Origin of the sequence: Vibrio sp. FF145 (genome assembly GCF_041439075.1) — a bacterium.
Classification (GTDB): domain Bacteria; phylum Pseudomonadota; class Gammaproteobacteria; order Enterobacterales; family Vibrionaceae; genus Vibrio; species Vibrio tasmaniensis_A.
The window spans coordinates 1-26,548 of record NZ_JBGONH010000023.1; the positions used below are offsets into that span (position 1 = coordinate 1).

Consider the following 26,548-nt stretch of genomic DNA (forward strand, 5'->3'; position numbering starts at 1 on the left):
CCATCTGTAGGATCGTTCAACTGATCAGGAAAATGCTTAAATGATCAGTGTTAACCTAATGGTAGCCTTTCAATGTATATCTAGCGAGTAATCGGATTACTAAGCTAGTTGAGCTGTAAGGTGCTCGATAACCGTGTCCATAGCGATTGCTTCTTTATCACCAGTACGACGGTTTTTGTATTCGAAGTTACCTTCGTCCATGCTGCGATCACCGATAACGATAGTGTGAGGGATACCCACTAGCTCGATATCTTTAAACATAACACCTGGGCGCTCTTTACGGTCATCAAATAGCACTTCGATTCCCATAGCCGTTAATTCAGCGTATAGCTTCTCAGCTGCTTCTTTAACGCGCTCAGATTTGTGCATGTTCATTGGTACGATAGCAACCTGGAACGGTGCCAGTGCGTCTGGCCAAGTGATACCGAATTTATCGTGGTTTTGCTCGATAGCAGATGCAACAACACGTGAAACACCGATACCGTAACAACCCATTTCTAGGATTACGCTCTTACCATCAGGACCAAGCACGTTACAGTTCATTGCTTTAGAGTAAGTATTACCTAGTTGGAAGATGTGACCAACTTCTATACCGCGCTTAAGTTGGATGGTACCTTGACCACATGGGCTAAGGTCGCCTTCAACTACGTTACGTAGGTCTTCAACTTGAGCAAGCTCAACGTCACGACCCCAGTTAATACCGAAGTAGTGCTTACCGTCTACGTTTGCACCAGCACCGAAGTCGCTCATTACAGCAACAGAGCGGTCAACGATGAATGGTAGCTCTAGACCAACAGGGCCAAGTGAACCAGGACCTGCACCAACAAGTGCACGGATTTCTTCTTCAGAAGCCATCTCTAGTGGAGAAGCAATCTGTGGAAGGTTCTCTGCTTTCACTTCGTTAAGCTCGTGGTCGCCACGGATGATTAGCGCGATGATATCAGCGTCTACTTCATCAGAAGCTTTAACGAATAGAGTCTTAACTGTCTTCTCGATTGCTAGGCCGTGTTGCTCTACAAGTTCTGCGATTGTTTTTGCATTTGGCGTATCAACCAGTTCCATCTCTTGAGTTGGCGCTGCCGCTTCAGTCGTTGGAGCAAGTGCTTCTGCTTTCTCGATGTTCGCTGCGTAATCAGATTCTGAAGAGAATGCGATTAGGTCTTCGCCGCTTTCAGCAAGAACGTGGAACTCTTGAGATCCGCTGCCGCCGATTGCGCCAGAGTCTGCTAATACTGGACGGTACTCAAGGCCCATGCGGTCGAATGCTTTACAGTAAGCATCATGCATCGCTTGGTAAGACTTTTCTAAGCCTTCTTTATCGATATCAAAGCTGTACGCATCCATCATTGAGAATTCACGTGCACGCATTACGCCAAAACGAGGGCGGCGTTCATCACGGAATTTAGTCTGGATTTGGTACAGGTTTAGAGGTAGCTGTTTGTAAGAGCTGATCTCGTTACGTACTAGGCTCGTCACAACTTCTTCAGCTGTTGGGCTAAGAACAAACGGACGAGAATGACGGTCTGTGAAACGAAGTAGCTCAGGCCCCATCTTTTCAGAACGGCCAGTCTCTTCCCAAAGCTCAAACGGTTGAACTACGGGCATCAAGATTTCAACGGCACCTGCATTATCGATCTCTTGGCGAACGATATTTTCGACTTTACGCAGTACACGTAGACCAGTAGGTAGCCAAGTATATAAACCTGAAGCTAGCTTACGGATCATACCTGCACGTAGCATCAGCTGGTGGCTGATAACTTCTGCGTCGTTTGGAGTCTCTTTCAGAGTAGAAAGAAGGTAGTTACTGGTACGCATTCTATGGTATCCGTTTCATCATTGATAAAAGAAAACTTGCTGTCGTTCGTAACCACAGCAAATCTGATATAGCCGCATATAATATCAGCCTATTTGGGATCTCAAAAGCGTTCAATGTCAGTTACATTGATGAAAAGCGTTTCAACCACGAATTTCACGTTAAGATCGAACAAATTTACCGCATATTCCTTGTTGTCAGGCTTACCTTTCTTATAGGCAGGGCGAGGATCTTGGCCTAATACTTCTTTGATCACCTGAATGATATGGCGTGCTTGTGGGTGGTTTGCGAGCTTACTTTGGGCTTGTTGCGAGAAGTTAACGTCGAGCACTGCTGGTTCATCGGCGGCAAACCCTCCTCGTGCATCGGGAATTGAATCCGAGTAGGGGATATAAGGTTTGATGTCGATGATAGGCGTGCCGTCAACGAGATCAACACTGCCTAAGTCCAACCAAGTTTGTCCCTTTTCTTGAGATACCCCTTTGAGTTCAACTGCAGACATGCCTATTCCATTCGGTCTGAATGTGGCACGAGACGCGAATACACCAATACGTTCGTTCCCGCCAAGGCGAGGTGGCCTCACGGTTGGTTTCCATCCTGCTTCAAGGTTCTTATCGAACAAAAACAACAACCACACATGGCTAAATTGTTCAATATCACGAACAGACTCAAGGCAGTTCGCTGCTTCAACTAGCCTGACTCTTGAGGTAGAAGTGGGTACTAACCTAGGCTGTCTTGGCACAGCGAACTTCTCTTTATAAGGAGACTCAATAAAGCCAACAGGTTCAATGGTGTACATAGCAAGGTGTTCTCTGGTTTCAGTTAAGACGGAAAAATATCATAAAATCACTTGTTTTTCTTTTGATAATAATTATCATTTGATATGTTATAGCATATCAAATTGGCTATTTAAAGGAAATACAATGAAACCGAATATCCACCCTGATTACCGCCCCGTGGTTTTTCATGACACCAGTGTCGATGAGTACTTCTTAATCGGATCAACATTGAAAACAGATCGCACTATCGAATGGGAAGACGGAAATACTTATCCTTACTTCACGATTGAGGTGTCGTCAAAGTCGCATCCTTTCTATACGGGTAAACAGCGAGTACTACATAAAGAGGGACGCGTTGCGAACTTCACTCGTCGTTTTGGTCAATTAAGTAAGGGAGCGAAATAGAATGAAAGTTGTGAAATCACTGAAAAGTGCGAAAAGCCGTCACCCAGATTGCCAAATAGTAAAGCGTAGAGGCCGTCTCTATGTCATCTGTAAATCCAACCCGAGATTCAAAGCGGTTCAAAAATAGTCAGTCAATTTGATGTGACATGAGTGTAAAAACGAGGGGAAAGTCAAACTTCATTCATTTGTCTGTTTTTCTTTTCCTTCGAGAGGAACTTTGCAGGAGAGTATGTGCTCACTTAGCGTACGTTGTTTCTTATTTGTCACTTTATCAATAGCTTACACGAGCAAGTATAAATCGAATGAATGCATCCGTACCAATTATAAACCTAACTTTAATGTTTTAATTAGAGTTATTTGCTAATTTTTTGTTTTTATTAAGTTAAAAAGAATGGTTTGTTACACACTTTGTAACATTTACGATTTCTAAGTGACCCTTTTGTCGAGTAATCTGCGCGGGCAATTTAAACATCTTTGTCACAATTGCACAGGAATCACTACAAGGAGGGAACTGATGAGTTCATCAGCTTCAATAAAAAACAATTCGCCTAAAAAACCTATTTTTACTCGCTTTTTAGATGGCGTTGAATATTTGGGGAACCTATTACCCCACCCAATCACTCTTTTCGCAATCTTCTGCTTAGCAATCCTCGTTACTTCAGGTATTGCTGGTTACTTCGAAGTGTCTGTTATGGACCCTCGACCAGAAGGTGCTAAAGGTCGTGCTGCTGACGGCATGATCCACGTTGTAAGTCTGCTTAACGCAGAAGGTCTACAACTTATTGTGACTAACTTAGTTAAGAACTTTGTTGGTTTTGCTCCACTAGGTACTGTACTTGTTGCTATGCTTGGTGTAGCGATTGCTGAACACTCAGGTCTACTATCTGCTGCAATGCGTGGCATGGTAATGGGTGCTTCTAAGCGCATGGTTACAGTAACGGTTGTGTTTGCAGGTATTATCTCTAACACAGCATCAGAGCTTGGCTATGTGGTACTTATTCCACTAGCAGCAATGCTTTTCCATTCTTTAGGTCGTCACCCTCTTGCTGGTCTTGCTGCGGCATTCGCTGGTGTGTCAGGTGGTTACTCTGCAAACCTACTTATCGGTACGGTTGACCCACTGCTTTCTGGTATTACAGAAACAGCGGCACAGATGATTGACCCGTCTTACACGGTTGGTCCTGAGTCAAACTGGTACTTCATGTTTGTTTCTACTTTCTTCATCGCGATTACAGGTGCATTTGTAACTGAGAAGATTGTTGAACCTAAGTTGGGTAAATACAACGACGAAGAAGCTTCTGAAGATTTATCAAATGATTCGATGGGCAGACTGACGGATGTTGAGAAGAAAGGTCTAAAACTAGCAGGTATTGCTGTATTGGCTGTTTCTGCACTTCTAGCGTGGACTATCGTTCCAGCTGACGGTGTTCTACGTTCAGCGTCTGGTACGGTTTCGGGTTCTCCATTCCTGAAGAGTATTGTTGCGTTTATCTTTGTATTCTTCGCTATTCCTGGTTTTGTTTACGGTAAAGTTACCGGTTCAATGAAGAACGATCGTGACGTGATCAATGCGATGGCAACGTCTATGTCTTCAATGGGCATGTACATTGTTCTTGTATTCTTTGCTGCACAGTTTGTTGCTTTCTTTAAGTGGACTAACTTTGGTCAAGTAATCGCTGTTGGTGGCGCTAGCTTCTTACAAGATATCGGTCTTACTGGCCCAATGTTGTTCTTTGCATTTATCCTAATGTGTGGCTTCATTAACCTAATGATCGGTTCGGCTTCTGCTCAGTGGGCAGTAACAGCACCTATCTTTGTACCTATGCTAATGCTTGTTGGTTACGCACCAGAAACGATTCAAGCAGCTTACCGTATCGGTGATTCAACGACGAACATCATTACACCAATGATGAGCTACTTCGGTCTTATTCTTGCTGTAGCGACGCGTTACATGAAGAACCTTGGTATCGGTACTCTGATTGCTACAATGCTTCCATACTCAATCTGCTTTATGTTCGGTTGGAGCATCTTGTTCTACCTATGGGTGTTCGTATTTGGTCTTCCAGTAGGCCCAGGTGCAGCAACGTTCTACACGCCGTAGTAACGTTAGTACAAGTCATATTGTTAGATTTTAAAGCCTGCCTTGTGCAGGTTTTTTTTGATCGAAATTATGGTGTACCAATCACGGAAAGTGATCTGAAAGAGTGTAGAAAATTGGGATGATTTAAAAAGAAGAGATGGTGGCAAGATGGATCATCAATACTCCGTTAAAGTAACACTTAGTATCAAGTGTTAAGTAACAAGAACGGAGTATGTCGACAAACATATCTACAGGTTCACGGTTATGGCTATGAACGAATATCAATGTTTCTTAATGATTAGCGCTTTGCTAGCAGGCGATCAAGGTGATTCGCGAACTCACGACGATCGGTCTGTGAGAGGGCGCTTGGTCCACCCGTTTGGATGCCGCTTGAACGCATGGTATCCATAAAGTCACGAATGTTCAGGCGCGCTTTGATGGTTTCTTTGGTGTAGAGCTCGCCACGAGAGCTAAGTGCTTGACCACCTTTGGTGATCACTTCATCGGCGAGAGGGATATCGGATGTAATCACGAGATCACCGGGTTCAGTGCGTTTTACGATTTCATCATCTGCAATATCAAATCCGCTTGGGACTTGAATTGAGTGAATGTTATTACGCTTGGGAACGGGAACCAAATGGTTCGCGACAAAGGTACATTCGACCCCTGTGCGCTCAGCTGCGCGTACGATTGTTTCTCGGATAACCTTGGGACAAGCGTCCGCATCAACCCATATTTTCATAGTGTTCTATTTCTCTGTTAGCTTATTGCTCAGTTAACTTATTGTTCCGTTAACTTGGCTTCTAGCGTGGCAACGCGGGTGGTAAGTTCAAGGATTTGCTTTTCCAGTTGGCTAACACGATCGAGTGCTGGCTCTTCTTGTGTCGCGACTTCAACTTTAGGAACGCGATTCGCGCTTTTCCAGCTCTTGATGGTTGTGATTAAAGCGGGCATCGGAACCGATGTACTCATACGAGCTTTAACTAAAGCAACTGTAGGCTCTTTCCCTTGTGCTTGCAGTCCTTCAAGCACTGATTTCAACTCTTCAGACACATCTTTTGTCAGCATGTTGACCTCCATTTTTAGTCTCCAGCCATTTTACTCGCTCTGGTGAGTGATAGCGAATCATAAAACCGCCCATAGCTTGTGAGAGATCTCTTACAAAGGTTGTGAGATAACACGAATACATCGCTAGGGAGATTGAGGTGCATATTATTAAGTGGTTGATTTTTTGTTGTTTTATATAATTAACAACTTTTGTGAATTCAAAGTGTGATGCAAATCTATTGTCCCAAATCGTAAATCGCGTAAATTAAACCTTGTCGGAAGGATTCTGACACGGAACAGGAAAGCACCAAGGATTTGGTTATCTTCAGGATGAAGATTTGGTTACTTAGGATTGAGTAGTCAAGCATGGAGCGTAAGGACATTGTAGGGATACAGTCAGTTAACAGGAAGTTAGCTGCAACGGAATGACAATGGACACCTTTAGGATTTAAAGGGTTGGATTAGCATCAGGACGATGTAAAGGACACCGCTCACGGAACAAGTGATGTGCGCTAACTAGGATTGTTAGCTTTCAGGATGATTGGACACCGCTAGGACGGCGAAGTAAAGGAAAGAGCTGAAGGATTACAGCCACTATTATGGATGATGCATGGAGCATTTATTAGTAGCCGGACTGCTGCGAGTAAGACCCTAGCCCTGACACTTCGGTGTCGGGGCTTTTCTTTATCTGAGACTTTTCTTCTCTCTAGGGGGCTCTTTAATTCAGGAGCTTTTATCTAAGATCGCGACATCTGCTTTTCTGCTAATGGTCAACACAAGGAGTGTTTTATGACGATAGCAACCTCAAGAACGCTGTTGGTACCTTATACCGAACAGCTACAACACGACTTTATCAAGTTGAATTGCTGCCCCGTTAATCGTTCTGAAATGAATGGGCCGCACTCTATTGCCTCTGCGAAGTTCTTATTTCAAGAGATACTGCAAGACAACGTCGGCTTCTGCCGCGCTATCATCCACAACCAAACCCGTGAATATCTTGGGCATGTCTTTATTTCATCAGAAGAGGGTAGGCATGAGCTTGGCTTTATTTTGGATAAAGAGTATTGGAATCGCGGCTTTGCTAGTGAGGTGCTAAAACCATTTTTAAGTTTGGTGTGTTTTGAAGAGCGCCTAACGAATGTTGTTGCGACTGTGAATGTCGGCCACAACCCATCGATTAAGTTATTAGAAAAACTAGGATTTGAATTTAAGGAAACCAAACAAGATTCGTTTGGCCCTTATCATGAATATAGCTATAACGCGCACTGCGACGTTACATTCTATGAGGCTGTAGCTCAAACCGCATAGAGCGGAAGCCGACCATGGTCAGTTTTCCTTGGTATAGGTCATCACCTAATGCCGAAAATTCAAAATGGTACACAGTATGCCAGCGCCAAATGGTCGTGAGTTCATGGCGCATCTTAAGTTTATGACCGTTGAAGGCAACGCTTAATAGCTGCAAGTCGAGCTCTTTACACTTTCTCGCAATGGCAGCTTTCGCAAGCTCGGATTGCCTGCGCTGCTGCCAAAACAGAAAGCAAAAGAAGCACAGCATCAAAATAGCCACTAAGTTATCTATCATTTAGTCCATACTTCCTTTTATCTTTCTATTCCAATTGTGTTTTGAGCTCGTTGTTACGAGCTACTGAGCTGTTCTGTCTAGTTTTTATTGCGACTTAGCCGCTTGTTGTAACTCAATCAATGCGTTTGCGAGTTCTGGTGATGGGTTCGAATTCAACAACGGCAAAAATACCATTCTTAGTGTCGGAATCATCACTAAATCTGCAAATAACTGATTGAACAGGTTTTGGTTGCCTGTTTGTGCGAGGCGCAACAAGAATTGCTCGGCAATCGCTGGATCTTGTAGTGCGTGCCAGCTGCGACCCGCTAAACCAATTAACACCTCTTGGTGGCTTAAGCGTGGACTCGCGAGAACTTGGTTAATGATGTTATTCGCGATCCCTTGTTCTGCACCGGAAAGGGCCCGAACCAAAGCTGACAGTAAGAACAAGTCAGGCTCTTTGCTTGCGATTTCATTCTCTGCAAGCTCTTGTAAGCGTTGCGCGAGTTTGTCATTGATTTGTGTATGCTCAAGCGCACCTAACGTCGCGTATAGCGGTTCTGATGGCAGCTTATTGATGGCTTTGCGAATAGCGACACCGTTTTGCTGACTGCCTAAGCGAGCACACATATCGGTGATGCCTTGTAAGCCAACTGTTTTCCAGTTATCCCAACCAAGCTCACCAGTGAAGTAATGCTGAGCGTGCTCGTAATATTGACTTGTTGCTAGGTCTAAACCTGCTCTTACTTGGCTATGGAACACGGCCATCTTGTCTTCTGAAGGCTTGAAGGTGTATGGGTTGTTAGACAGCTTTTGTTGTTGCTCTTCGCTGATATCACCGTTCAAACGTGTGCCCATCGCTTCGATAACAAACTTAAGAAAATTACCCACATCCCCTTGATGCAGTAAGCCTCTTTCATCGAGTTTGAATTTTAGGAACCAGATCCAAGGTTGCTTGTGTTCGTTCCAGTAGCTGATCGCTAAGTGAGCTTGTTTCTGAAGTGGAAACGGGTATGGCTGTTTCCCCTGCTCAACGTCAGAGAATAGGGTATTGTCGATCTTCTGGATACGACGACCTAGGTCGTAGATATCGTATTGGCAACCGCTATTCTTTAGCAACTGAGTGAGCGTGTGAATCGTTTCCATAGTAATAAAGCTCCTAACTTTCTTTCCTAAATAGATGGTACTCTATGCCCCAATTTCAAGGTCACTAGATAAATAACTTGGTGAAAAATGACAGCAGCCACAAAGTTACCTCTTTTACTTCAACAATTAGAACAACAAATGCGCCAATGTTCTCTATGGAGCGATGTTTCGCCTTCGGATGAAGCTCTGGCGAGCGTTGAGCCTTTTGCGATTGACTCGCTACAGCCAGAAGAGTGGTTGCAGTGGATCTTTATCGTTAAGATCAACGCAATGATGGATGCCCAAATGAGCCTACCGAAAGGCTTTGCGATTCATCCTTATTTTGGTGAAGTGTGGAAAAATGAGACAGACAAAGCGGAATTGCTAGTGACGATTCAGAGCATTGATGAGGTATGCGCGTAATGTTAGAGATCATTTATCAAGATGAGTATTTTGTCGCGGTGAATAAGCCTGCGGGTATGCTAGTGCATCGCTCATGGTTGGATAAACACGAGACTCAGTTTGTGATGCAGACTCTGCGCGACCAAATTGGTCAGCACGTATTTCCTCTGCATCGCTTAGACCGTCCAACGTCTGGCGTATTGGTGTTTGCTCTGTCGAGTGAAGTTGCCTCTGAGGTGATGCCGATGTTCGCCAACCATGAGATGCAAAAGACTTATCATGCGATTGTCCGTGGGTGGATAGAAGAGGGCGATACGCTCGATTATGCACTCAAGGTCGAGTTGGATAAGATCGCCGATAAGTTCGCGAAAGAAGATAAAGAACCACAAGAGGCCGTCACCATTTACGAGCCGTTAGCGAAAGTCGAAGTGCCGTATTCAACAGGCCGTTTTCCTACCAGTCGTTATTGCTTAGTTGAGATGATGCCAAAGACAGGACGTAAACATCAGCTGCGTCGTCACATGGCTCATCTAAGACATCCGATTGTAGGCGATACTTCACATGGTGATGGTAAGCATAACCGACTGTTCCGTGATGATTTAGACTCACACCGTCTGTTGCTGCATGCTTCTGAATTGCGCTTCATTCATCCTTTCACTAAAGAAGAATTGGTGATGAAGGCGAACTTAGATGAAACGTGGTTAAGGTTGTTTGAAACTTTTGAGTGGGATGCCCACTTAATCGATGCTCAAACTTGCTTGTCGAAGTAAGTCACGCGTGTTTAAGCAATCACGAGTCTAATTGAATAGAGAAAATAGAATAAAAACAAAGGGCTGATAGTGATATCAGCCCTTTTTGATGTCTGTGCGACCTTAACGACATAACTAATGTAGGTTAGTTATTAGTTATTAGTTATTAGTTATTAGTTATTAGTTATTAGCTAACAGTTAATCGCGGGATCATTTAAGTTTTTCTAGATCGGCTTCGATCTCTGCGATCTTGCTTGATACCACTTTTTCTAGATGGCGCAAGTCAGTAAGGATCTTCTGCTTCACATCCACCTCCGCCGTTGGCGTCGGTTTGGTGATCTTGTTGAGTTCATCAATCACAAGAGTGAGGTTGCGGTTAATCTCTGTCACTTCTTTGTATTGATTATTGCCGCCGCTAACAAGCACACTTTTTACTTGTCGTGGGTACTTAAACTTAACGCTTTTCGCGAACAGTTCGCCTTTCTGCTTACGAAAGTAAATCTTCAGGATATCTTTGTGCGCTTCTTGGCGAAGGGAGTAACGTTCAATCTGTTTAGGTTCGTGGATACCTAAGCCAGTGAGGTTTGGATACATAAGCGACCTCTAGGTTATGAATGTAATACTTTTATGTAATTGACTTGATCAATGTAGCAGCCTAACGACGAGCTAGATAGTTGATATCTGTGAATTGATTGTAAGTTGTGGGCAAGATCGCTCTCTATCTTTGCCCACACTTATTTGGCTATTAAAGCAGCTCCAAGAGCTAAACTTGTTTCCTAGTCACAACTTACTTCTAGCTCTAAATTAGCTTTCTAAGGTGCGAGTTCTGAAACGTGTTCGGTTAATCTTTCTCTTAAGGCTTGTTCTTGTTCTTCAGACAACCTTCCTCCCGCGTCACTGGTCAGAATAAACAAATCTTCTGCACGTTCGCCGATGGTGGTAATTTTAGCGCCGTGCAAATTGATGTCTAACTCAGCAAAGGTTGCACCGACTTGAGCCAACAACCCCGGTGTATCAAGAGCTCTCAACTCCATCAAGGTGCGCTTCTTGCTCTTAGTTGGTAGGAACTCAACCCGAGTTTTTACCTTGAAATGCTGCAAGTTTCGAGGCGTGCGACGTGTCTTAATCTTGGTTGGACGGCCATCAGCCAGAACATGAGTTAGATGTTTCGCAACGGCTTTGTGTCTTGCTTCATCAATCGCTTCACCATGCTGATCAAGTACGATAAAGGTATCCAAAACGTGACCATCTTTACTGACCATGACCTGTGCGTCGTGAACGTTGAAGTTACGTCTATCAAGCTCAGCTACAACGGTCGCAAAAAGTGCGGCTTGGTCTTTACAGTAAACAAACACCTCAGTACCGCCACGCGTCGCTTTCTTGCTGATCAAAACTAACGGTTGGCTCGGATCTTCTAAGCGAAGTAGGTGCTCACAGTGCCAAGCAATTTGAGTGTGTGTATGACGCAAAAAATAGTCAGCTTTAAAACGCTGCCACAACACTTCAATTTCACGAGCGGAGAAACCTTCTTTACGCAGCAGTGCAGATGCCATTTGTTGATTGTGACGAATACGGTCTCTGACATCGACTGGGTTTTCCAAGCCGCGACGCAGTGCTCGCTGCGTAGAATGGAATAGCTCTGCGAGTAGGGTACGTTTCCAGCTGTTCCATAGCTCTGGGTTGGTTGCACAGATATCAGCGACAGTTAAGCAAACCAGCAGCTCAAGTGACTCTTCATCGCGAACTTTTTTGGCGAATTCGGTAATCACATCCGGATCGTAGATATCACGGCGCTGAGCGGTCACTGACATTAACAGGTGGTTTTGTACTAGCCACGCAACTTGTTTGGCTTCAGGCTTCGATAGCCCATGCTCAATACAGAAAGAGTAAGCTTCAACAGCACCGATCTCGGAGTGGTCTCCACCACGGCCTTTTCCGATGTCGTGGAAGATAGCGGCCAGGATCAGGAGTTCTTTTTTCTGAACTCGAGGGTACACTTCACAACAAATTGGGTGTTTGTCGTGGTTCTCTACTTGGCTAAAGCGGTTGATGTGCTTGAGCAGGCGAATACTGTGTTCGTCCACGGTGTAAACGTGGAACAGATCAAACTGCATTTGGCCGACAATTTGGCTCCATTGCGGTAAGTACGCCGATAGCACGCCCAGTTTATGCATCAAGCTAAAAGCTTTGTGCAGTGCGTTGGGGTGGCGAACTAAATCCATGAACTTGTCACGAGCTTCAGGAATGGTATGCAGGAAACGGTTCAATCGGCGACGCGCCGTTCGCAGTTGTCGTAATGTTGGTGGGCTTACCCCTTCGATCGTCGAGTCATTCGCGATATGGATAAACATATCGAGAATCGTTTCTGGCCGTGCTTGGAATAGGGCTGGCTTACGCGCTTCGATTAATGAACCTCGACGTTGGAAGTCATTGTCGAGAATCTCGGCTTCTTGTGTTTGACCACCGTTAATGATTGCTTGGTCAAACAGCTTAAGCAGCATCTTGTTGAGCTCTGCTACACGACGAAGTGTTCGGTAGAACTCCTTCATCATCATTTCTACGCCGCGATTGCCCTCACCAGTGTAACCAAGGTGTTCGGCTACTTGAGCCTGATGCGCAAAGGTAAGTCGGTTGTCATAACGGCGCAGCTCTATGTGCAGTGCAAAGCGAACGCGCCACAAGAAGTCTTGGCACTCCACGAGTTCACGATATTCGGCATCGGTAAGAAAGCCATACTTGCTCATTTCTAACAAAGAAGTCGCACCGAAGTGGCGACGTGCTACCCAACTCAGAGTGTGGATGTCTCTGAGCCCGCCCGGAGTTGATTTGATATCCGGTTCTAGATTGTAAGTCGTGTCGTGATAACGAGCGTGACGCTCTCTCTGTTCTTGAATCTTCGCCTTGTAGAAGGTCTCACTTGGCCAAAATGAATCGGAGTGAATCTTAAGCTTTAACTCTTGAAAGGTGTCTTCGCTTCCGCATAGTAAACGTGACTCTTGTAAGTTGGTCGCAACGGTTAAATCATCAATGCCGATCTCAAGACACTCGGCAATGGTACGGACTGCGTGGCCGACTTCTAGCTTCAAATCCCACAATAGGGTGATGAATTGACTGACTTTCTCACCTAGTGCTGGTGGCAGAGTTTTTTGCGAGACGATGAGTATATCAATATCGGATAAAGGGTGTAGTTCACCACGGCCATAGCCGCCTACTGCGACCAACGCAATATGAGGCAGTTTGCTAAATCCGAAATGCTCCCATAAACGGTTGAGAAGCAAATCCATGTATTCGGAGCGCAGCAGAACCAAATCGGTAACTGGATGATGATTTAGAAATTCACTCTTTTGATACTGCGTGAAGATTTCGAGCTGATTTTTTAATTCGCAGATTTCAAGTTGTTCGTCATTGAACGTAATAGGGCATTGATAAGGCATAGTCTGCTATCCGTGCAAGCAAATGAGAATAGTAAACAATTTAACAGAAGCTGATGCAAAATCGAAATTGAGCGGATAAAAAAATATCCTCGGCAATGCGAGGATATTTTCAAAAGTCTGAGGTGTTCAGTTTGTTGAACTAAGCGTTCTTCATGATACGTGGAATCGTATCATCGCTGCGTAGTGTTAGTACTTCACAACCTGTATCAGTCACAACTAATGTGTGTTCCCACTGAGCCGAGTTCTTGCTGTCAGCTGTGTATACTGTCCAGCTATCTTCGTCATCTAGACGGCAACCAAATTTACCAGCATTGATCATTGGCTCGATTGTGAAACACATGCCTGCTTTTAGCACTGTGCGATCGCTGTTTTTGTAGTGAACGACTTGTGGATCTTCGTGGAACTCAGAACCAATGCCGTGACCACAGTAATCTTTTACAATAGAGAACTTAGCGCGTGGGTTATTCTTGTTGTTTGTCTTGATGTACTTCTCGATAGCAGTACCAACTTGGCCAAGTTGAACGCCTGGTTTAACCTGACGCATGCCTTCATAAAGTGCTTCTTGAGCAACCATGCATAGACGTTTGTTTGCTGGTGAAACTTCACCCACAAGGAACATTTTAGATGTGTCACCATGGTAACCCTGCGGACGAGTGCTTAGGTCTGCATTTTCGTCATCAGGAACAATCACAGTGATGTCAACGTTTAGAATATCGCCATCTTTCAATACTGCAGGTTTGAATTGACCTGTGCTACCAGTCTCATCTTGTGATGCTGGAATACCATGACACACGATGTGGTTGATAGACGTACAGATAGACTTAGGGAAACCGTGGTAATCAAGTGGTGCTGAGTATGCGCCTCTCTCTAGAGCGTACTCGTGACAGATTTGGTTAAGCTCTTCTGTCGTTGTACCCACTTGGATGTGAGGTTCAATCATCTCTAAAATTTCAGAAGCCAGCTTGCCGGCGACGCGCATTTTTTCAATTTCTTCAGCAGTTTTAATTTTTACAGCCATTGCATATCTCTTAATTTGGTAGCACCTAAGTGTGCATATTGGGGCTATTCTATCAGTGCAGCATTTTAGCGCAACATTCCCATATCCATACAATGCTGGTGGATACTGCTTAACTTAAGCCGATATTGCGCTGTAAGACGATGCTGAATCGATTTGATTAGGCCGCGATTTATCGGTGAAATCCGCTAATAGGCTATAGTATAGCAGTCGCCATTTTTGGATTTTTTTCTAGCCATAGATAGACAAAATATGGTATAAAGCGCGCCGGACATCAGGACTGTTTTCTCCAATTGGCGAAACAAGCTTTGTGTCCACTAACTTATTTCTTTAAATCACACACATTCCGACACATGTTCCGGGGTGCCTCAACAACACAGATAACGGCTGAAAAGTGGTTAGTTGTTAGGGGTCGGATTCATGGGGGATGTGGAGGCCTAACCCCATAGAGGATTTTAAAATGGCAACTGTATCAATGCGCGATATGCTTAAAGCTGGTGTTCACTTCGGTCACCAAACTCGTTACTGGAACCCAAAAATGAAGCCATTCATCTTTGGTGCTCGTAACAAAGTACATATCATCAACCTAGAAAAAACTGTACCAATGTTCAACGACGCTCTAGCTGAAATCGCTAAAGTTGGCGAGAAGAAAGGTAAAGTTCTTTTTGTTGGTACTAAGCGCGCTGCATCTGAAGCTGTTAAAGAAGCTGCTATCAACAGCAACCAGTTCTACGTTAACAACCGCTGGTTAGGCGGTATGCTAACGAACTACAAAACTGTTCGTCAGTCTATCAAGCGTCTGAAAGAACTTGAAGCGCAAGCTCAAGACGGTACTTTCGACAAGCTTACTAAGAAAGAAGCTCTAATGCGCACTCGTGAAATGGAGAAGCTAGAGAAGTCTCTTGGTGGTATCAAGAACATGGGCGGCCTTCCAGACGCTCTATTCGTTATCGATGCTGATCACGAACACATCGCAGTTAAAGAAGCAAACAACCTAGGTATCCCAGTTTACGCTGTAGTTGATACTAACTCTAACCCAGACGGTGTTGACTTCGTTATCCCTGGTAACGATGATGCAATCCGTGCAGTACAGCTTTACCTAAACGCTGCTGCAGACGCGGTTAAAGAAGGTCGTAACAAAGATGTTGCTGCTGTAGCTGCTGAAAAAGACGGTTTTGTAGAAGCTGAATAATAGCGGCTCTGAGCCATATTTAGTTCATATTAAGCGGTCATAATCGATGGCTTAAGAACTGAATACAGTCAATATCAGGGGCCAATTAATTAGGCCCCTGTTTTTTATCTTTTTTAGAATTTACTGAGGAATAGAGAATGGCAACTGTAACTGCAGCTCTAGTTAAAGAACTTCGTGAACGCACAGCTGCGGGCATGATGGAATGTAAAAAAGCGCTTGTTGCTGCTGAAGGCGACATCGAGCTAGCAATTGAAAACATGCGTAAATCTGGCGCAGCGAAAGCAGCTAAAAAAGCTGGTAACGTTGCTGCTGAAGGCGCAATCATCATTAAAGAAGAAGCTGGCGTTGCTGCTCTTCTTGAAGTGAACTGCCAAACTGATTTCGTAGCTAAAGATGCAGGTTTCCTTGCATTCGCTAACGAAGTTGCTGAAGTTGCTCTAGCTGAACGTCTAGACATCGTTGCACTTCAAGCTAAGTTTGAAGACGCACGTATCGCTCTAGTAACTAAGATCGGTGAGAACATCAGCATCCGTCGTGTTGAGCTTGTTGAAGGTGTTGCACTAGCTTCTTACCGTCACGGCGAGAAAATCGGTGTTGTTGTTGCTGGTGAAGGCGAAGCTGAAACGCTTAAGCACATCGCTATGCACGTTGCTGCTTCTAAGCCTGAGTACGTTAACCCATCTGACGTACCTGCTGACGTAGTAGAAAAAGAAAAAGCTGTTCAAGTTGAAATCGCTATGAACGAAGGCAAACCACAAGAGATCGCTGAGAAAATGGTTATCGGCCGTATGAAGAAATTCACGGGCGAAGTATCTCTTACTGGTCAAGCTTTCATCATGGAACCTAAGAAAACTGTTGCTGACATTCTTAAAGAGAAAGGCGCATCAGTTACTACCTTCGTTCGTTTAGAAGTTGGTGAAGGTATCGAGAAAGCAGCTGAAATGAGCTTCGCAGACGAAGTTGCAGCGGTACAAAAAGGTTAATCCTTAGCGTATTGTTTGAAAAGAGACCGTGGCAAATGCTGCGGTCTTTTTATGAATAATGAATTATTTCCGGCTTTTAGCTGTTATGAATGCAAACTGAGCTCTTCAGTTTTTATCCATGACTGTTAATCATCAACTCTTTGGAAGGTAAGCTCCATGACTACGAACCCTAAACCAGCGTATCAACGTATTCTGTTAAAACTTAGCGGTGAAGCGCTACAAGGCGAAGAAGGTTTTGGTATTGACCCAACGATCCTTGATCGTATGGCTCAAGAAGTAAAAGAATTAGTTGAACTAGGCGTTCAAGTTGGTGTTGTTATCGGTGGTGGTAACCTTTTCCGTGGCGCAGGCCTAGCAGAAGCGGGTATGAACCGTGTTGTTGGTGACCATATGGGGATGCTTGCAACGGTAATGAACGGCCTTGCTATGCGTGACGCACTACACCGTGCTTACGTAAACGCACGTGTAATGTCAGCAATTCCTCTTAAAGGTGTATGTGACGACTACAACTGGGCAGATGCAATCAGCCAACTACGTCAAGGTCGTGTTGTGATCTTCTCTGCTGGTACTGGTAACCCATTCTTTACTACAGACTCTGCTGCATGTTTACGCGGTATCGAAATCGAAGCTGACGTAGTTCTAAAAGCAACAAAAGTAGATGGTGTATTTACTGCTGACCCAGTAGCAAACCCAGACGCAGAGTTGTATGATACGTTGTCTTACAACACAATTCTTGAGAAAGAATTGAAAGTAATGGACTTGGCCGCATTTACGCTAGCACGTGACCACAAAATGCCAATCCGTGTATTTAACATGAATAAGCCAGGCGCACTACGTCGCGTGGTTATGGGTGAAACTGAAGGTACATTAATCAGCGACGCTGACTAATTTTTCGGGCTTACTGAAGTATAATGCTTCGGTAAGCTTATCCTTATCACTCCAAATAAAAAGCTTTCTTGAAGAAAGAACATAATCAAGGTGAAATTGTGATTAACGAAATCAAAAAAGACGCTCAAGAGCGCATGGTAAAAAGTGTTGATGCACTAAAAAACAGCCTACAAAAAATCCGTACAGGCCGTGCTCACCCGAGCCTACTTTCTGGTCTTACTGTTGAGTACTACGGTGCACCAACGCCTTTGACTCAAGTAGCTAACGTTATTGCTGAAGACGCACGTACACTAGCAATTACAGTGTTTGATAAAACACTGACTCCTCTTGTTGAAAAAGCAATCATGACTTCTGACCTAGGCTTAAACCCTATGTCTGCAGGTACGGTTATTCGCGTTCCACTTCCACCGCTTACGGAAGAGCGTCGTAAAGACCTAGTTAAAATCGTTCGTGGCGAAGCTGAAGGTGGCCGTGTTGCTATTCGTAACATCCGTCGTGACGCGAATGGCGATCTAAAAGCGCTTCTTAAAGACAAAGAAATTTCAGAAGACGAAGATCGTAAAGCACAAGACGAAATTCAAAAGCTAACTGACGCTGCGGTTAAGAACGTAGACGAAGTTCTAGCAGTTAAAGAAAAAGAGTTGATGGAAGTTTAATTTTCCATATTCTTTTCTTTCAGGAAAAACGCTGTACTCACGGTGCAGCGTTTTTTTATGCTATTCTGTTCGACTATTAGAATTTGATTCACTCTTTTATGCATAATTCTCAAGCGTTCACAGACTCTCTTCCTAAACACATTGCTATCATTATGGATGGTAATGGTCGCTGGGCAAAAGCTCAGGGTAAGCCTCGTGTATTTGGTCATAAAAATGGCGTTCAAGCCGTTCGAAAAACCATATCTTCAGCAGCTAGACTTGGCATTAAAGCCGTAACTCTTTTTGCTTTTAGTAGTGAAAATTGGCGTCGTCCTGAAGAAGAAGTGGGTCTCTTGATGGAACTGTTTATTTCAGTGCTGTCGAGTGAAGTAAAAAAGCTTCATAAAAATAATCTTCAACTTCGTGTTATTGGTGATAAAAGTCGTTTTAATGCGCGACTACAAAAGAAAATAGAAGAAGCGGAAGCTTTGACTAGCACCAATACGGGTATGGTTATTAATATTGCGGCTAACTACGGCGGTAAGTGGGATATCCAGCAAGCGATGACTTCGATTGCTCAACAGGTTAAGTCTGGCGATATTAATGTAGAAGACATTGATGAAGCTATGATTACACAGCACCTGACGATGGCAGATATTCCAGAAGTCGATCTACTTATCCGCACCAGTGGCGAGTGCCGCATTAGTAACTTTATGCTTTGGCAATTAGCTTACGCCGAAATGTATTTCACTGAACAATTCTGGCCAGACTTTAATGAAGACAGCTTAGTAGAAGCTGTGACTTGGTTTGTAAATCGCGAGCGTCGTTTTGGATGCACCGGTGAGCAAATTAAAGCTCTGATGGACAGTTAATAAGGATTTTTTTGGTTTGAAACAACGAATTATTACGGCGTTGATTTTAGCTCCCCTAGTTATTCTAGGTATTTTCGAGTTATCACTTCCCACGTTTATTCTTTCACTAGCGGTAATCTCGCTACTGGGTTTTTGGGAGTGGACTCAGTTTGTTGAAAGCAAATCGCGTTATTTAGCGTTGATTCCAACAGTTGTGGTAAGTGCTGCCAGTTTTGCTTTTATACCTTTTGATGCATTTAGCCTTAATAACTTATCGAGTGCTCACTATGCCATTCTGACGATTGGTTCAATTTGGTGGGTAATCGCAAGTGGTATGGCAGTGACTTATCCTAAGTCTATGCCAGCATGGAAAGACTCATCAATTCTTCGTCACGCATTTGGCGTGCTGACTTTGCTACCATTCTTCTGGAGTGTGGTTATCCTGCGCGCTAACGGTATCGATGTTGATCCTTACCACGGCGCAAAATTGGTGATGTTCGTTTGCTTGCTTGTTTGGGCTGCGGACAGTGGTGCTTACTTTTCAGGAAAGAGCTTTGGCAAGCGAAAAATGGCCCCTGCGGTGAGTCCTAATAAAACGATTGAAGGTCTTATTGGTGGCATTATTACAGCAGTGATCGTGGCCTGGATCTTTGCTGACTTGTTTGATATCCAATTCACAAGTCCTCTCCACATGATTGTTATTACTCTTGTGACCGTCGTTATTTCTGTTCTTGGTGATCTTGTTGAAAGCATGTTTAAACGTGTTTCTGGGGTGAAAGACAGCAGTAATCTGATTCCTGGTCATGGTGGTATACTTGATAGAATAGATAGCTTAACGGCTGCATTCCCTGTCTTTGCTCTGCTTTATTTAGCATTCTAATAAAAAAGGGCAGTGATTCTGCCCTTTATTACATTTCTACGGTCATATGTGATGCGAAATCTAACTATTCTTGGCGCTACCGGCTCAATTGGTGCAAGTACACTAAAAGTCGTTGAACAAAACCCAGAACTCTATTCGGTCGTAGCAATGGCTGCAGGCTCGAATGTTGAAAAGATGCTGGCGTTAGTTGAAAAGTGGCAACCAAGCTATGTTGCTATGGCTTGCCCTGATGCAGCATCTAAGCTAACTGAAGTGTTGTCTACGAATTACCCAAACATCAAAGTTCTTTCTGGTTCTGAAGGCATGTGTCAGGTCGCTTCTCTAGATGAAGTGGACACGGTAATGGCTGCTATTGTGGGTGCGGCAGGTTTGCTTCCTACTATGTCAGGAGTTAAAGCGGGCAAGCGTATCTTATTGGCTAATAAAGAAGCCTTAGTGATGTCAGGGCAGTTATTTATCGACGCCGTAGAGAAGTACGGCGCTGAACTACTTCCTGTTGATAGTGAACACAATGCTATCTTTCAATGCTTGCCTCAAAACGTACAAACTAACCTAGGCCGTTGTGATTTAGAAGAGAACGGTATCAACCATATTCTTTTGACTGGTTCGGGTGGTCCTTTCCGTTATACGGACGTTGCAGAGCTAGAGTCGGTAACACCAGAACGAGCTATCGCACACCCAAACTGGTCAATGGGCCCTAAGATCTCTGTCGATTCAGCAACTATGATGAATAAAGGCTTAGAGTACATTGAGGCGAAATGGCTATTTAATGCCTCTCAAGAGCAACTCAAAGTTATTATCCACCCTCAGTCTGTGATTCATTCTATGGTTCAGTACAAGGATGGCTCGGTGCTCGCTCAAATGGGCGAACCCGATATGGCAACGCCAATCGCTTTGACGATGTCTTATCCTGAACGCACAGAAGCGGGTGTTAAGCCTCTGGATTTCACCAAAGTGGGCGAGCTTACCTTCTTAGAGCCCGATTTAACTCGTTACCCATGTTTGAGATTAGCCATTGAGGCGTGCTATTTGGGTCAGCATGCAACAACAGCGATTAATGCGGCAAACGAAATTGCAGTCGATGCTTTCTTGAACAATCAAGTGAAGTTTACCGATATTGCTATCATTAACGAGTATGTTATGAACAAAGTATGTGAACAACATAACTCTGAGGGCTTAGATAGCTTGGAAAGCCTTCTTGAGCTCGATAATATGTCTCGTCAAATAGCCATTCAATTTATAAAAGAGCAGCTAGCATGAGTGGAATTCTGTGGAACTTCGCATCCTTTATTGTAGCGCTTGGTATTCTGGTCGCTGTTCATGAGTTTGGACACTTCTGGGTTGCTCGTCGCTGCGGTGTGAAAGTAGAAAAATTCTCGATTGGTTTTGGTAAATCGATCTGGAGTAAAGTTGGCCGCGATGGCACAGAGTACAGCTTGTCTGTCATTCCATTGGGCGGCTACGTTAAGATGCTTGATGGTCGTGTTGATGATCTTTCTGAAGACGAACAGCAATACGCTTTTGATAAGAAACCGTTGTGGAAACGAACGGCGATTGTGGGGGCAGGTCCAGCATTCAACTTTATCTTTGCCGTGTTCGCATATTGGCTGGTTTTTTTGATTGGTGTTCCAGCGGTTAAGCCTGTGATTGGAGAAGTCACTCCTCAATCTATCGTGGCACAAGCCGGAATTGAAACTGGAATGGAACTTAAATCTATTTCAGGAATCAAAACCGCAGATTGGGAATCAGTAAACTTGGGTTTGATATCACATATTGGTGATGAGTCCATGACTGTAACGGTTTCTTCTCAAGACGACATCGGCTTTGAACAACAGATAACATTGGATATTTCTGACTGGTCGTTCAACCCAGAAACTGAGTCAGCAATGACAACGCTTGGTTTTAGACCGTATTCTCCAGAGATATCGACAGTGCTCGCTCAAGTTATTGATGACGGTGCTGCCTATTCTGCAGGGCTAGAATCTGGCGACAAAATCGTCGAAATTAATGGTCAGCCTATTGAGCAGTGGAAGTCGGTTGTTGAATTAATCCGTTCACACCCAATGATGCCCTTGGACCTTGTCGTATTACGAAATGGTGTTGAGCGGTCATTGGTTATGACGCCGAATAGTCGCGAATTTTCTGATGGTTCTACAATCGGCTATGCGGGTATTGCTCCCGAAGTCGCAGAATGGCCAGAAGATTATCGCTTTGAGTTACAATTTGGTGTAATTGAGTCTGTAGGAAAAGCATTTGATAAAACAGGTCAAATCATAGGTTTGACGCTAACAATGCTTAAGAAGCTCATCGTTGGTGATGTTGGCTTAAATAACTTGAGTGGCCCAATTTCAATTGCTAAAGGCGCAGGGGCAACCGCCGATTACGGTTTAGTTTACTTCTTAGGTTTTTTAGCTCTGATTAGTGTTAACTTGGGTATTATTAATTTGGTTCCGCTGCCTATGCTTGATGGCGGACATTTGCTCTTTTTCGCTATTGAGGCCGTTACTCGTAAACCTGTACCTGAAAAAGTTCAAGAAATGGGATACAGAGTGGGAGGCGCAATCCTCTTCTCTTTGATGGCTCTGGCAATATTTAATGATTTTACTCGTCTGTGAATGGTTTCTCACAGGCATTGGTAGTAGCAAGGAATAATTAGAATAAGTATGGCGATTAAGCAAATTCTGTTCGCAAGTCTATTGGCCACTAGTGTGGCTGCGAACGGAGCACAAAACTTTGTAGTTCAAGATATCAAGATCGAAGGTTTACAGCGTGTTGCACTTGGTGCAGCTCTACTGAAAATGCCAGTACGTATTGGCGATGAAGTGGATGACGGCGATGTATCTGAGATCATTCGTGCACTGTATGCTTCAGGCAACTTTGAGGACGTTAAAGTCCTTCGCGATGATGATGTTTTAGTTGTTCAAGTCAAAGAACGACCGACCATCGCAAGCATCTCATTCTCAGGTAACAAGGCGATCAAAGAAGAACAACTTCAGCAGAACCTAGATGCATCTGGTGTTCGTGAAGGTGAAGCCCTTGATCGTACTACACTGAGTAACATTGAGAAGGGCCTTGAAGATTTTTACTACAGTGTTGGTAAATACAACGCGACAGTAAAAGCCGTAGTGACGCCTCTGCCTCGTAACCGTTCTGACCTTAAGTTTGTGTTTACTGAGGGCGTGTCCGCTAAGATTCAGCAAATTAACTTTATCGGTAACGAAGTTTTCTCTGACGCTGATCTACTTAGTCGTTTCAACTTGAACGTTGATGTTGCATGGTGGAATTTCCTCGCGGATGAAAAATACCAGAAGCAAGTACTAGCCGGTGACATCGAAGCGTTGAAATCTTACTACCTTGACCGTGGTTACCTTAAGTTTAAGGTAGATTCGACTCAGGTTGCGATCTCTCCTGATAAGAAAGGTGTTTACATCACGCTAGGCCTAGACGAAGGTGAAGCCTACACCGTTAAAGATGTCTCTTTCCGTGGTGAGCTTATCGGCCGCGAGGCTGACTTCGAAGCGTTAGTGCCATTCGAAGATGGCGATACATATAACGGCTCTTCTGTAACGTCTTTAGAAGAGAGCGTGAAACGAATTCTAGGCGAATCTGGCTATGCGTACCCACAAGTTCGTACGATTCCTGAATTTGACGATGAGACCAAAGAAGTGTCGTTGGTTATCAATGTAGAAGCGGGCAGTCGTATCTACGTTCGTGATATTCGATTCACGGGTAACAACTCAACGAAAGATGAAGTACTGCGTCGTGAAATGCGTCAAATGGAAGGCAGCTGGCTGAACTCCAAGTCGATTGATACAGGTAAGAGCCGTCTTAACCGTTTAGGCTTTTTTGAAACGGTCGATGTGCAAACGGTACGTGTTCCTGGCAGTGAAGACCAAGTGGATCTGGTTTACAACGTTAAGGAAGCTAACTCGGGTAGCGTCAACTTCGGTGTTGGCTACGGTACTGAATCGGGTGTCAGCTTCCAGGTTGGTTTACAGCAAGATAACTTTGCAGGTTCTGGTAACCGTGTTGGCGTAAGCGCCATGATGAACGATTACCAAAAGAATGTGAGCTTAGACTACCGCGACCCATACTGGAACCTTGATGGCGTGAGTATGGGCGGCAAAATCTTCTACAACGAATTTGAAGCCTCTGAAGCGGGTATTGTCGATTATACCAACCAAAGTTATGGTACGAGCTTAACATGGGGTTTCCCTATGGATGAGCTGAACCGTCTCGAGTTTGGTTTTGGTTATACGCACAACAAGATCGGTAACGTTCCTACCTATATTCAAGTTGAACAGTTTGCGAGAAGTATTGACCAATACGGTGATGAGCATATCTTAACCGATGACTTCGATATCAATATCTCTTGGACGCGCAACAACCTTAACCGTGGCTTCTTCCCTACTGAAGGTAACCACCAACGTGCTTTCGCGAAAATGACAGTACCCGGTTCGGATGCTAAATACTTCAAAGCGCAATACGATGTAAAACATTACATTCCGTTGACTAAAAAGCATGAGTTTACACTATTGATGCGTGGTCGATTAGGCTATGGTAACGGTTATGGCCAAACGGATGGTAATGATAACTTGTTCCCATTCTACGAAAACTACTACGCGGGTGGTTTTACAACACTACGTGGTTTTGGTTCTAACTCAGCTGGTCCAAAAGCTGTTTACGGAAATAGCACGGGCAACAACCCGACGTACAATTCTGCGACCGATGATTCGGTTGGTGGTAATGCGGTTGCTTTGGCTAGCGTAGAGTTAATCGTACCAACACCGTTTGCTTCTGATGAAGCGCGCAGTCAGATTCGAACTAGCGTGTTCTTCGATATGGCAAGTGTATGGGATACCGAATTCGTAGACCGTGGCGCACCGAATAGCGGTCAACAGTACTACTACGATTACTCTGACCCAACAAATTACCGTTCATCTTATGGTGCCGCTCTTCAGTGGATGTCACCGATGGGACCATTGGTTTTCTCTCTAGCGAAACCAATCAAAATCTACGAAGGCGATGACGAAGAATTCTTCACATTCACCATTGGTAGAACTTTCTAATCTTTAAAGGACAATATTTTGAAAAATATGATTAAAGCAGCAGGTTTAGGCCTTGTAGTTCTTAGCTCTTCTTTCTTTGCAACAGCGGCTGAAGCTGCGCAAAAAGTGGGCTATGTAAATACTGCACAAGTATTCCAGGCTCTACCTCAGCGTGAAGTTGTTCTTCAAAAAATGCAGGAAGAGTTCAAAGATAAAGCTGCTGAGCTTCAAAGTATCCAAGCTGAAGCTAAGACTAAGATTGAAAAGCTTAAGCGTGATGGTGAGCTATTAGGGCCTGATGAAGTAGAGAAACTTCGTATTGAAGTCGGCCAACTAGACAGCAAATACAAAATCAAAGCTCAAGCACTAGAAAAAGCAAGCCAACGTCGTGAAGCACAAGAGAAGCAGAAGCTATTCAAAGTAATTCAAGATGCTGTAACTAAAGTTGCAGAGAAAGAAGGCTACGACATGATCGTTGATATTCAAGCTCTGCAGTACGGTAAGCCAGAATACAACATCTCTGAAAAAGTAATTAAATCACTGAAATAAGTTTTATGAAGAATCTGACCTTAGCCGAATTGGCAACGATTACCGGTGGAGAGCTACACGGAGACGGTGCAGTTACCGTTTCAGCAGTCGCTCCTATGGATAAAGCGCAAGAAGGAAATATTACGTTCCTTTCGAACGTGAAGTACAGCAAGCACCTTGGTGACTGTAAAGCATCCGCTATTATGGTTAAAGAGAGCGAGCGTGAACTGTGTAAGACCAACGTTATTGTGGTCAACGACCCTTATGTTGCTTTTGCTAAGGTTGCTCAAGCGCTTGATACCACGCCAGCGCCAGCTGCGGGTATTGCTGATTCTGCTTCAATTTCAGGCGACGCGACCATTGGACAAAATGTGTCTATTGGTGCCAATGCTGTGATTGAAACTGGCGTAGTGCTTGGTGATGACGTCGTTATCGGTGCTGGTTGCTTTATTGGTCAAAATGCAAAAATTGGCGCAGGTACTAAGCTTTGGGCTAACGTAAGTGTTTACCATGAAGTGGTGATCGGCGAAGCATGTTTGATTCAATCTAGTACAGTGATTGGATCCGATGGTTTTGGTTATGCGAATGAGAAAGGCGAGTGGGTTAAGATCCCGCAAGTCGGTTCAGTTCGTGTTGGTAACCGCGTAGAAATCGGCGCGTGTACTACCGTTGACCGTGGTGCATTAGATGACACTATTATTGAAGATAACGTTATCTTAGATAACCAACTTCAGATAGCTCATAATGTTCACATCGGATATGGTTCTGCTATTGCAGGTGGTACTATCATTGCCGGCAGCACAACGATAGGTAAGTACTGTATTATTGGTGGCGGTTGTGTGATTAATGGTCATATAGAAATCGTTGACGGCGTTACAATCACCGGTATGGGGATGGTAATGCGCAGTATCACCGAAAAAGGCATGTACTCTTCAGGTATTCCTTTGCAGCCAAATAAAGATTGGCGTAAAACAGCAACGCGAGTTCATCGTATTGATGAAATGAACAAGCGTTTGAAAACCGTTGAAAAACTTATCGAGAACAGCGCGGAATCATAATTCCAGCATTTCTAATAAAAGGCTCGCGTACAGCGAGTCTTTTTCGTTTATAATCCTTCTCATTAAATAAAGAAT

General features: G+C 44.1%; 26 protein-coding genes. 17 read left to right on the forward strand and 9 right to left on the reverse strand.

What is annotated here, in order from left to right; all coding sequences use genetic code 11:
- Positions 1-99: 99 nt before the first annotated feature.
- Positions 100-1,815 carry a proline--tRNA ligase gene (locus tag ACED42_RS10420; RefSeq protein WP_371695422.1) on the reverse strand — a complete coding sequence of 572 codons (1,716 nt, stop codon included), beginning with the start codon at positions 1,813-1,815 and terminating at the stop codon, positions 100-102.
- Positions 1,816-1,916: 101 nt separating this feature from the next.
- Positions 1,917-2,612 carry a tRNA (N6-threonylcarbamoyladenosine(37)-N6)-methyltransferase TrmO gene (gene tsaA / locus ACED42_RS10425; protein WP_371702490.1) on the reverse strand — a complete coding sequence of 232 codons (696 nt, stop codon included), beginning with the start codon at positions 2,610-2,612 and terminating at the stop codon, positions 1,917-1,919.
- Between the two features lie 124 nt (positions 2,613-2,736).
- Between tsaA and ACED42_RS10430 the strand changes: the two genes are divergently transcribed.
- The 3 genes from ACED42_RS10430 to ACED42_RS10440 all read left to right on the forward strand — a co-directional run bounded on the left by ACED42_RS10430 (position 2,737) and on the right by ACED42_RS10440 (position 5,098).
- Positions 2,737-2,997, forward strand: a complete 261-nt coding sequence (locus ACED42_RS10430; protein ID WP_017103667.1) for a type B 50S ribosomal protein L31 — start codon at positions 2,737-2,739, stop codon at positions 2,995-2,997.
- A gap of 1 nt (position 2,998) precedes the next feature.
- The gene (ykgO, locus tag ACED42_RS10435) at positions 2,999-3,124 is read left to right on the forward strand and encodes a type B 50S ribosomal protein L36 (RefSeq protein WP_009847431.1); all 126 of its coding nucleotides are present in this window, start codon (positions 2,999-3,001) and stop codon (positions 3,122-3,124) included.
- Between the two features lie 387 nt (positions 3,125-3,511).
- Positions 3,512-5,098 (forward strand): AbgT family transporter, encoded by a 1,587-nt coding sequence (locus ACED42_RS10440; RefSeq protein ID WP_009847430.1) that lies wholly within the window; start codon positions 3,512-3,514, stop codon positions 5,096-5,098.
- A 277-nt stretch (positions 5,099-5,375) separates the two neighbouring features.
- On the opposite strand, the gene ACED42_RS10445 is transcribed toward ACED42_RS10440, so the two are convergent.
- Both ACED42_RS10445 and ACED42_RS10450 read right to left on the reverse strand, forming a co-directional pair.
- Positions 5,376-5,819 (reverse strand): YaiI/YqxD family protein, encoded by a 444-nt coding sequence (locus tag ACED42_RS10445; RefSeq protein ID WP_009847429.1) that lies wholly within the window; start codon positions 5,817-5,819, stop codon positions 5,376-5,378.
- Between the two features lie 38 nt (positions 5,820-5,857).
- The gene (locus ACED42_RS10450) at positions 5,858-6,145 is read right to left on the reverse strand and encodes a hypothetical protein (protein WP_009847428.1); all 288 of its coding nucleotides are present in this window, start codon (positions 6,143-6,145) and stop codon (positions 5,858-5,860) included.
- Positions 6,146-6,913: 768 nt separating this feature from the next.
- Here ACED42_RS10450 and ACED42_RS10455 point away from each other — a divergent pair.
- A complete protein-coding gene (locus ACED42_RS10455) occupies positions 6,914-7,432 on the forward strand; it encodes a GNAT family N-acetyltransferase (protein ID WP_009847427.1) in 519 nt (172 codons plus the stop codon).
- On the opposite strand, the gene ACED42_RS10460 is transcribed toward ACED42_RS10455, so the two are convergent.
- Positions 7,398-7,706: a DUF3301 domain-containing protein gene (locus ACED42_RS10460; protein WP_009847426.1), complete on the reverse strand. Its 309-nt coding sequence runs from the start codon at positions 7,704-7,706 to the stop codon at positions 7,398-7,400. The two genes, ACED42_RS10455 and ACED42_RS10460, sit on opposite strands and share 35 nt — an antisense overlap.
- Positions 7,707-7,790: 84 nt before the next feature.
- Entirely contained in the window at positions 7,791-8,831 is a 1,041-nt protein-coding gene (locus ACED42_RS10465; protein ID WP_017110391.1) for a DUF3549 family protein, read from the reverse strand.
- 87 nt (positions 8,832-8,918) lie between these two features.
- On the opposite strand from ACED42_RS10465, the gene ACED42_RS10470 reads away from it, so the two are divergent.
- Positions 8,919-9,233 carry a YqcC family protein gene (locus tag ACED42_RS10470; protein WP_135444129.1) on the forward strand — a complete coding sequence of 105 codons (315 nt, stop codon included), beginning with the start codon at positions 8,919-8,921 and terminating at the stop codon, positions 9,231-9,233.
- Positions 9,233-9,982 carry a tRNA pseudouridine(65) synthase TruC gene (gene truC, locus ACED42_RS10475; protein ID WP_029225463.1) on the forward strand — a complete coding sequence of 250 codons (750 nt, stop codon included), beginning with the start codon at positions 9,233-9,235 and terminating at the stop codon, positions 9,980-9,982. The genes ACED42_RS10470 and truC overlap by 1 nt, the downstream gene beginning before the upstream one ends.
- 189 nt (positions 9,983-10,171) lie before the next feature.
- Here the strand turns inward: truC and ACED42_RS10480 are convergent, their stop codons facing one another.
- The 3 genes from ACED42_RS10480 to map all read right to left on the reverse strand — a co-directional run bounded on the left by ACED42_RS10480 (position 10,172) and on the right by map (position 14,413).
- Positions 10,172-10,555 carry a DUF3461 family protein gene (locus tag ACED42_RS10480; RefSeq protein WP_004734354.1) on the reverse strand — a complete coding sequence of 128 codons (384 nt, stop codon included), beginning with the start codon at positions 10,553-10,555 and terminating at the stop codon, positions 10,172-10,174.
- 218 nt (positions 10,556-10,773) lie between these two features.
- Entirely contained in the window at positions 10,774-13,395 is a 2,622-nt protein-coding gene (gene glnD / locus ACED42_RS10485) for a bifunctional uridylyltransferase/uridylyl-removing protein GlnD (protein ID WP_065679078.1), read from the reverse strand.
- Between the two features lie 139 nt (positions 13,396-13,534).
- A complete protein-coding gene (gene map, locus ACED42_RS10490; RefSeq protein WP_012604605.1) occupies positions 13,535-14,413 on the reverse strand; it encodes a type I methionyl aminopeptidase in 879 nt (292 codons plus the stop codon).
- A gap of 457 nt (positions 14,414-14,870) precedes the next feature.
- Here map and rpsB point away from each other — a divergent pair, with 457 nt between their 5' ends.
- The 11 genes from rpsB (at position 14,871) to lpxD (ending at position 26,473) form a co-directional block, all read left to right on the forward strand.
- The gene (rpsB, locus tag ACED42_RS10495; protein WP_009847420.1) at positions 14,871-15,602 is read left to right on the forward strand and encodes a 30S ribosomal protein S2; all 732 of its coding nucleotides are present in this window, start codon (positions 14,871-14,873) and stop codon (positions 15,600-15,602) included.
- A gap of 137 nt (positions 15,603-15,739) precedes the next feature.
- The gene (gene tsf, locus ACED42_RS10500) at positions 15,740-16,585 is read left to right on the forward strand and encodes a translation elongation factor Ts (protein WP_009847419.1); all 846 of its coding nucleotides are present in this window, start codon (positions 15,740-15,742) and stop codon (positions 16,583-16,585) included.
- Positions 16,586-16,741: 156 nt separating this feature from the next.
- A complete protein-coding gene (gene pyrH, locus ACED42_RS10505) occupies positions 16,742-17,473 on the forward strand; it encodes a UMP kinase (protein ID WP_009847418.1) in 732 nt (243 codons plus the stop codon).
- A gap of 98 nt (positions 17,474-17,571) precedes the next feature.
- Positions 17,572-18,129, forward strand: a complete 558-nt coding sequence (frr, locus tag ACED42_RS10510) for a ribosome recycling factor (RefSeq protein WP_009847417.1) — start codon at positions 17,572-17,574, stop codon at positions 18,127-18,129.
- Between the two features lie 98 nt (positions 18,130-18,227).
- A complete protein-coding gene (locus tag ACED42_RS10515; RefSeq protein WP_065679077.1) occupies positions 18,228-18,980 on the forward strand; it encodes an isoprenyl transferase in 753 nt (250 codons plus the stop codon).
- A gap of 16 nt (positions 18,981-18,996) precedes the next feature.
- Positions 18,997-19,839, forward strand: a complete 843-nt coding sequence (locus ACED42_RS10520; protein WP_086049912.1) for a phosphatidate cytidylyltransferase — start codon at positions 18,997-18,999, stop codon at positions 19,837-19,839.
- 51 nt (positions 19,840-19,890) lie between these two features.
- Positions 19,891-21,099, forward strand: coding sequence for a 1-deoxy-D-xylulose-5-phosphate reductoisomerase (ispC, locus tag ACED42_RS10525; protein WP_371702492.1), 1,209 nt, complete (start codon positions 19,891-19,893; stop codon positions 21,097-21,099).
- Positions 21,096-22,454 carry a sigma E protease regulator RseP gene (rseP, locus tag ACED42_RS10530; protein ID WP_017103660.1) on the forward strand — a complete coding sequence of 453 codons (1,359 nt, stop codon included), beginning with the start codon at positions 21,096-21,098 and terminating at the stop codon, positions 22,452-22,454. The genes ispC and rseP overlap by 4 nt, the downstream gene beginning before the upstream one ends.
- Positions 22,455-22,502: 48 nt before the next feature.
- Positions 22,503-24,908, forward strand: coding sequence for an outer membrane protein assembly factor BamA (bamA, locus tag ACED42_RS10535; RefSeq protein WP_012604598.1), 2,406 nt, complete (start codon positions 22,503-22,505; stop codon positions 24,906-24,908).
- A 27-nt stretch (positions 24,909-24,935) separates the two neighbouring features.
- On the forward strand, positions 24,936-25,436 hold the full coding sequence (locus ACED42_RS10540) for an OmpH family outer membrane protein (protein WP_009847410.1): 501 nt from the start codon (positions 24,936-24,938) through the stop codon (positions 25,434-25,436).
- A 5-nt stretch (positions 25,437-25,441) separates the two neighbouring features.
- The gene (gene lpxD / locus ACED42_RS10545) at positions 25,442-26,473 is read left to right on the forward strand and encodes a UDP-3-O-(3-hydroxymyristoyl)glucosamine N-acyltransferase (protein ID WP_371702494.1); all 1,032 of its coding nucleotides are present in this window, start codon (positions 25,442-25,444) and stop codon (positions 26,471-26,473) included.
- Positions 26,474-26,548 lie beyond the last annotated feature (75 nt).

Excerpts from the sequence above, each read along its gene's own strand:
- rpsB (WP_009847420.1), top strand. The coding sequence starts at position 14,871 with ATGGCAACTGTATCAATGCGCGATATGCTTAAAGCTGGTGTTCACTTC.
- rseP (WP_017103660.1), top strand. The coding sequence starts at position 21,096 with ATGAGTGGAATTCTGTGGAACTTCGCATCCTTTATTGTAGCGCTTGGT.
- ACED42_RS10540 (WP_009847410.1), top strand. The coding sequence starts at position 24,936 with ATGATTAAAGCAGCAGGTTTAGGCCTTGTAGTTCTTAGCTCTTCTTTC.
- ACED42_RS10515 (WP_065679077.1), top strand. The coding sequence starts at position 18,228 with ATGCATAATTCTCAAGCGTTCACAGACTCTCTTCCTAAACACATTGCT.
- tsaA (WP_371702490.1), bottom strand. The coding sequence starts at position 2,612 with ATGTACACCATTGAACCTGTTGGCTTTATTGAGTCTCCTTATAAAGAG.
- ykgO (WP_009847431.1), top strand. The coding sequence starts at position 2,999 with ATGAAAGTTGTGAAATCACTGAAAAGTGCGAAAAGCCGTCACCCAGAT.
- ACED42_RS10430 (WP_017103667.1), top strand. The coding sequence starts at position 2,737 with ATGAAACCGAATATCCACCCTGATTACCGCCCCGTGGTTTTTCATGAC.
- ACED42_RS10440 (WP_009847430.1), top strand. The coding sequence starts at position 3,512 with ATGAGTTCATCAGCTTCAATAAAAAACAATTCGCCTAAAAAACCTATT.
- ACED42_RS10460 (WP_009847426.1), bottom strand. The coding sequence starts at position 7,706 with ATGATAGATAACTTAGTGGCTATTTTGATGCTGTGCTTCTTTTGCTTT.
- ispC (WP_371702492.1), top strand. The coding sequence starts at position 19,891 with ATGCGAAATCTAACTATTCTTGGCGCTACCGGCTCAATTGGTGCAAGT.
- ACED42_RS10455 (WP_009847427.1), top strand. The coding sequence starts at position 6,914 with ATGACGATAGCAACCTCAAGAACGCTGTTGGTACCTTATACCGAACAG.
- ACED42_RS10470 (WP_135444129.1), top strand. The coding sequence starts at position 8,919 with ATGACAGCAGCCACAAAGTTACCTCTTTTACTTCAACAATTAGAACAA.
- ACED42_RS10450 (WP_009847428.1), bottom strand. The coding sequence starts at position 6,145 with ATGCTGACAAAAGATGTGTCTGAAGAGTTGAAATCAGTGCTTGAAGGA.
- ACED42_RS10465 (WP_017110391.1), bottom strand. The coding sequence starts at position 8,831 with ATGGAAACGATTCACACGCTCACTCAGTTGCTAAAGAATAGCGGTTGC.
- tsf (WP_009847419.1), top strand. The coding sequence starts at position 15,740 with ATGGCAACTGTAACTGCAGCTCTAGTTAAAGAACTTCGTGAACGCACA.
- ACED42_RS10420 (WP_371695422.1), bottom strand. The coding sequence starts at position 1,815 with ATGCGTACCAGTAACTACCTTCTTTCTACTCTGAAAGAGACTCCAAAC.
- pyrH (WP_009847418.1), top strand. The coding sequence starts at position 16,742 with ATGACTACGAACCCTAAACCAGCGTATCAACGTATTCTGTTAAAACTT.
- ACED42_RS10445 (WP_009847429.1), bottom strand. The coding sequence starts at position 5,819 with ATGAAAATATGGGTTGATGCGGACGCTTGTCCCAAGGTTATCCGAGAA.
- truC (WP_029225463.1), top strand. The coding sequence starts at position 9,233 with ATGTTAGAGATCATTTATCAAGATGAGTATTTTGTCGCGGTGAATAAG.
- ACED42_RS10480 (WP_004734354.1), bottom strand. The coding sequence starts at position 10,555 with ATGTATCCAAACCTCACTGGCTTAGGTATCCACGAACCTAAACAGATT.
- map (WP_012604605.1), bottom strand. The coding sequence starts at position 14,413 with ATGGCTGTAAAAATTAAAACTGCTGAAGAAATTGAAAAAATGCGCGTC.
- bamA (WP_012604598.1), top strand. The coding sequence starts at position 22,503 with ATGGCGATTAAGCAAATTCTGTTCGCAAGTCTATTGGCCACTAGTGTG.
- glnD (WP_065679078.1), bottom strand. The coding sequence starts at position 13,395 with ATGCCTTATCAATGCCCTATTACGTTCAATGACGAACAACTTGAAATC.
- lpxD (WP_371702494.1), top strand. The coding sequence starts at position 25,442 with ATGAAGAATCTGACCTTAGCCGAATTGGCAACGATTACCGGTGGAGAG.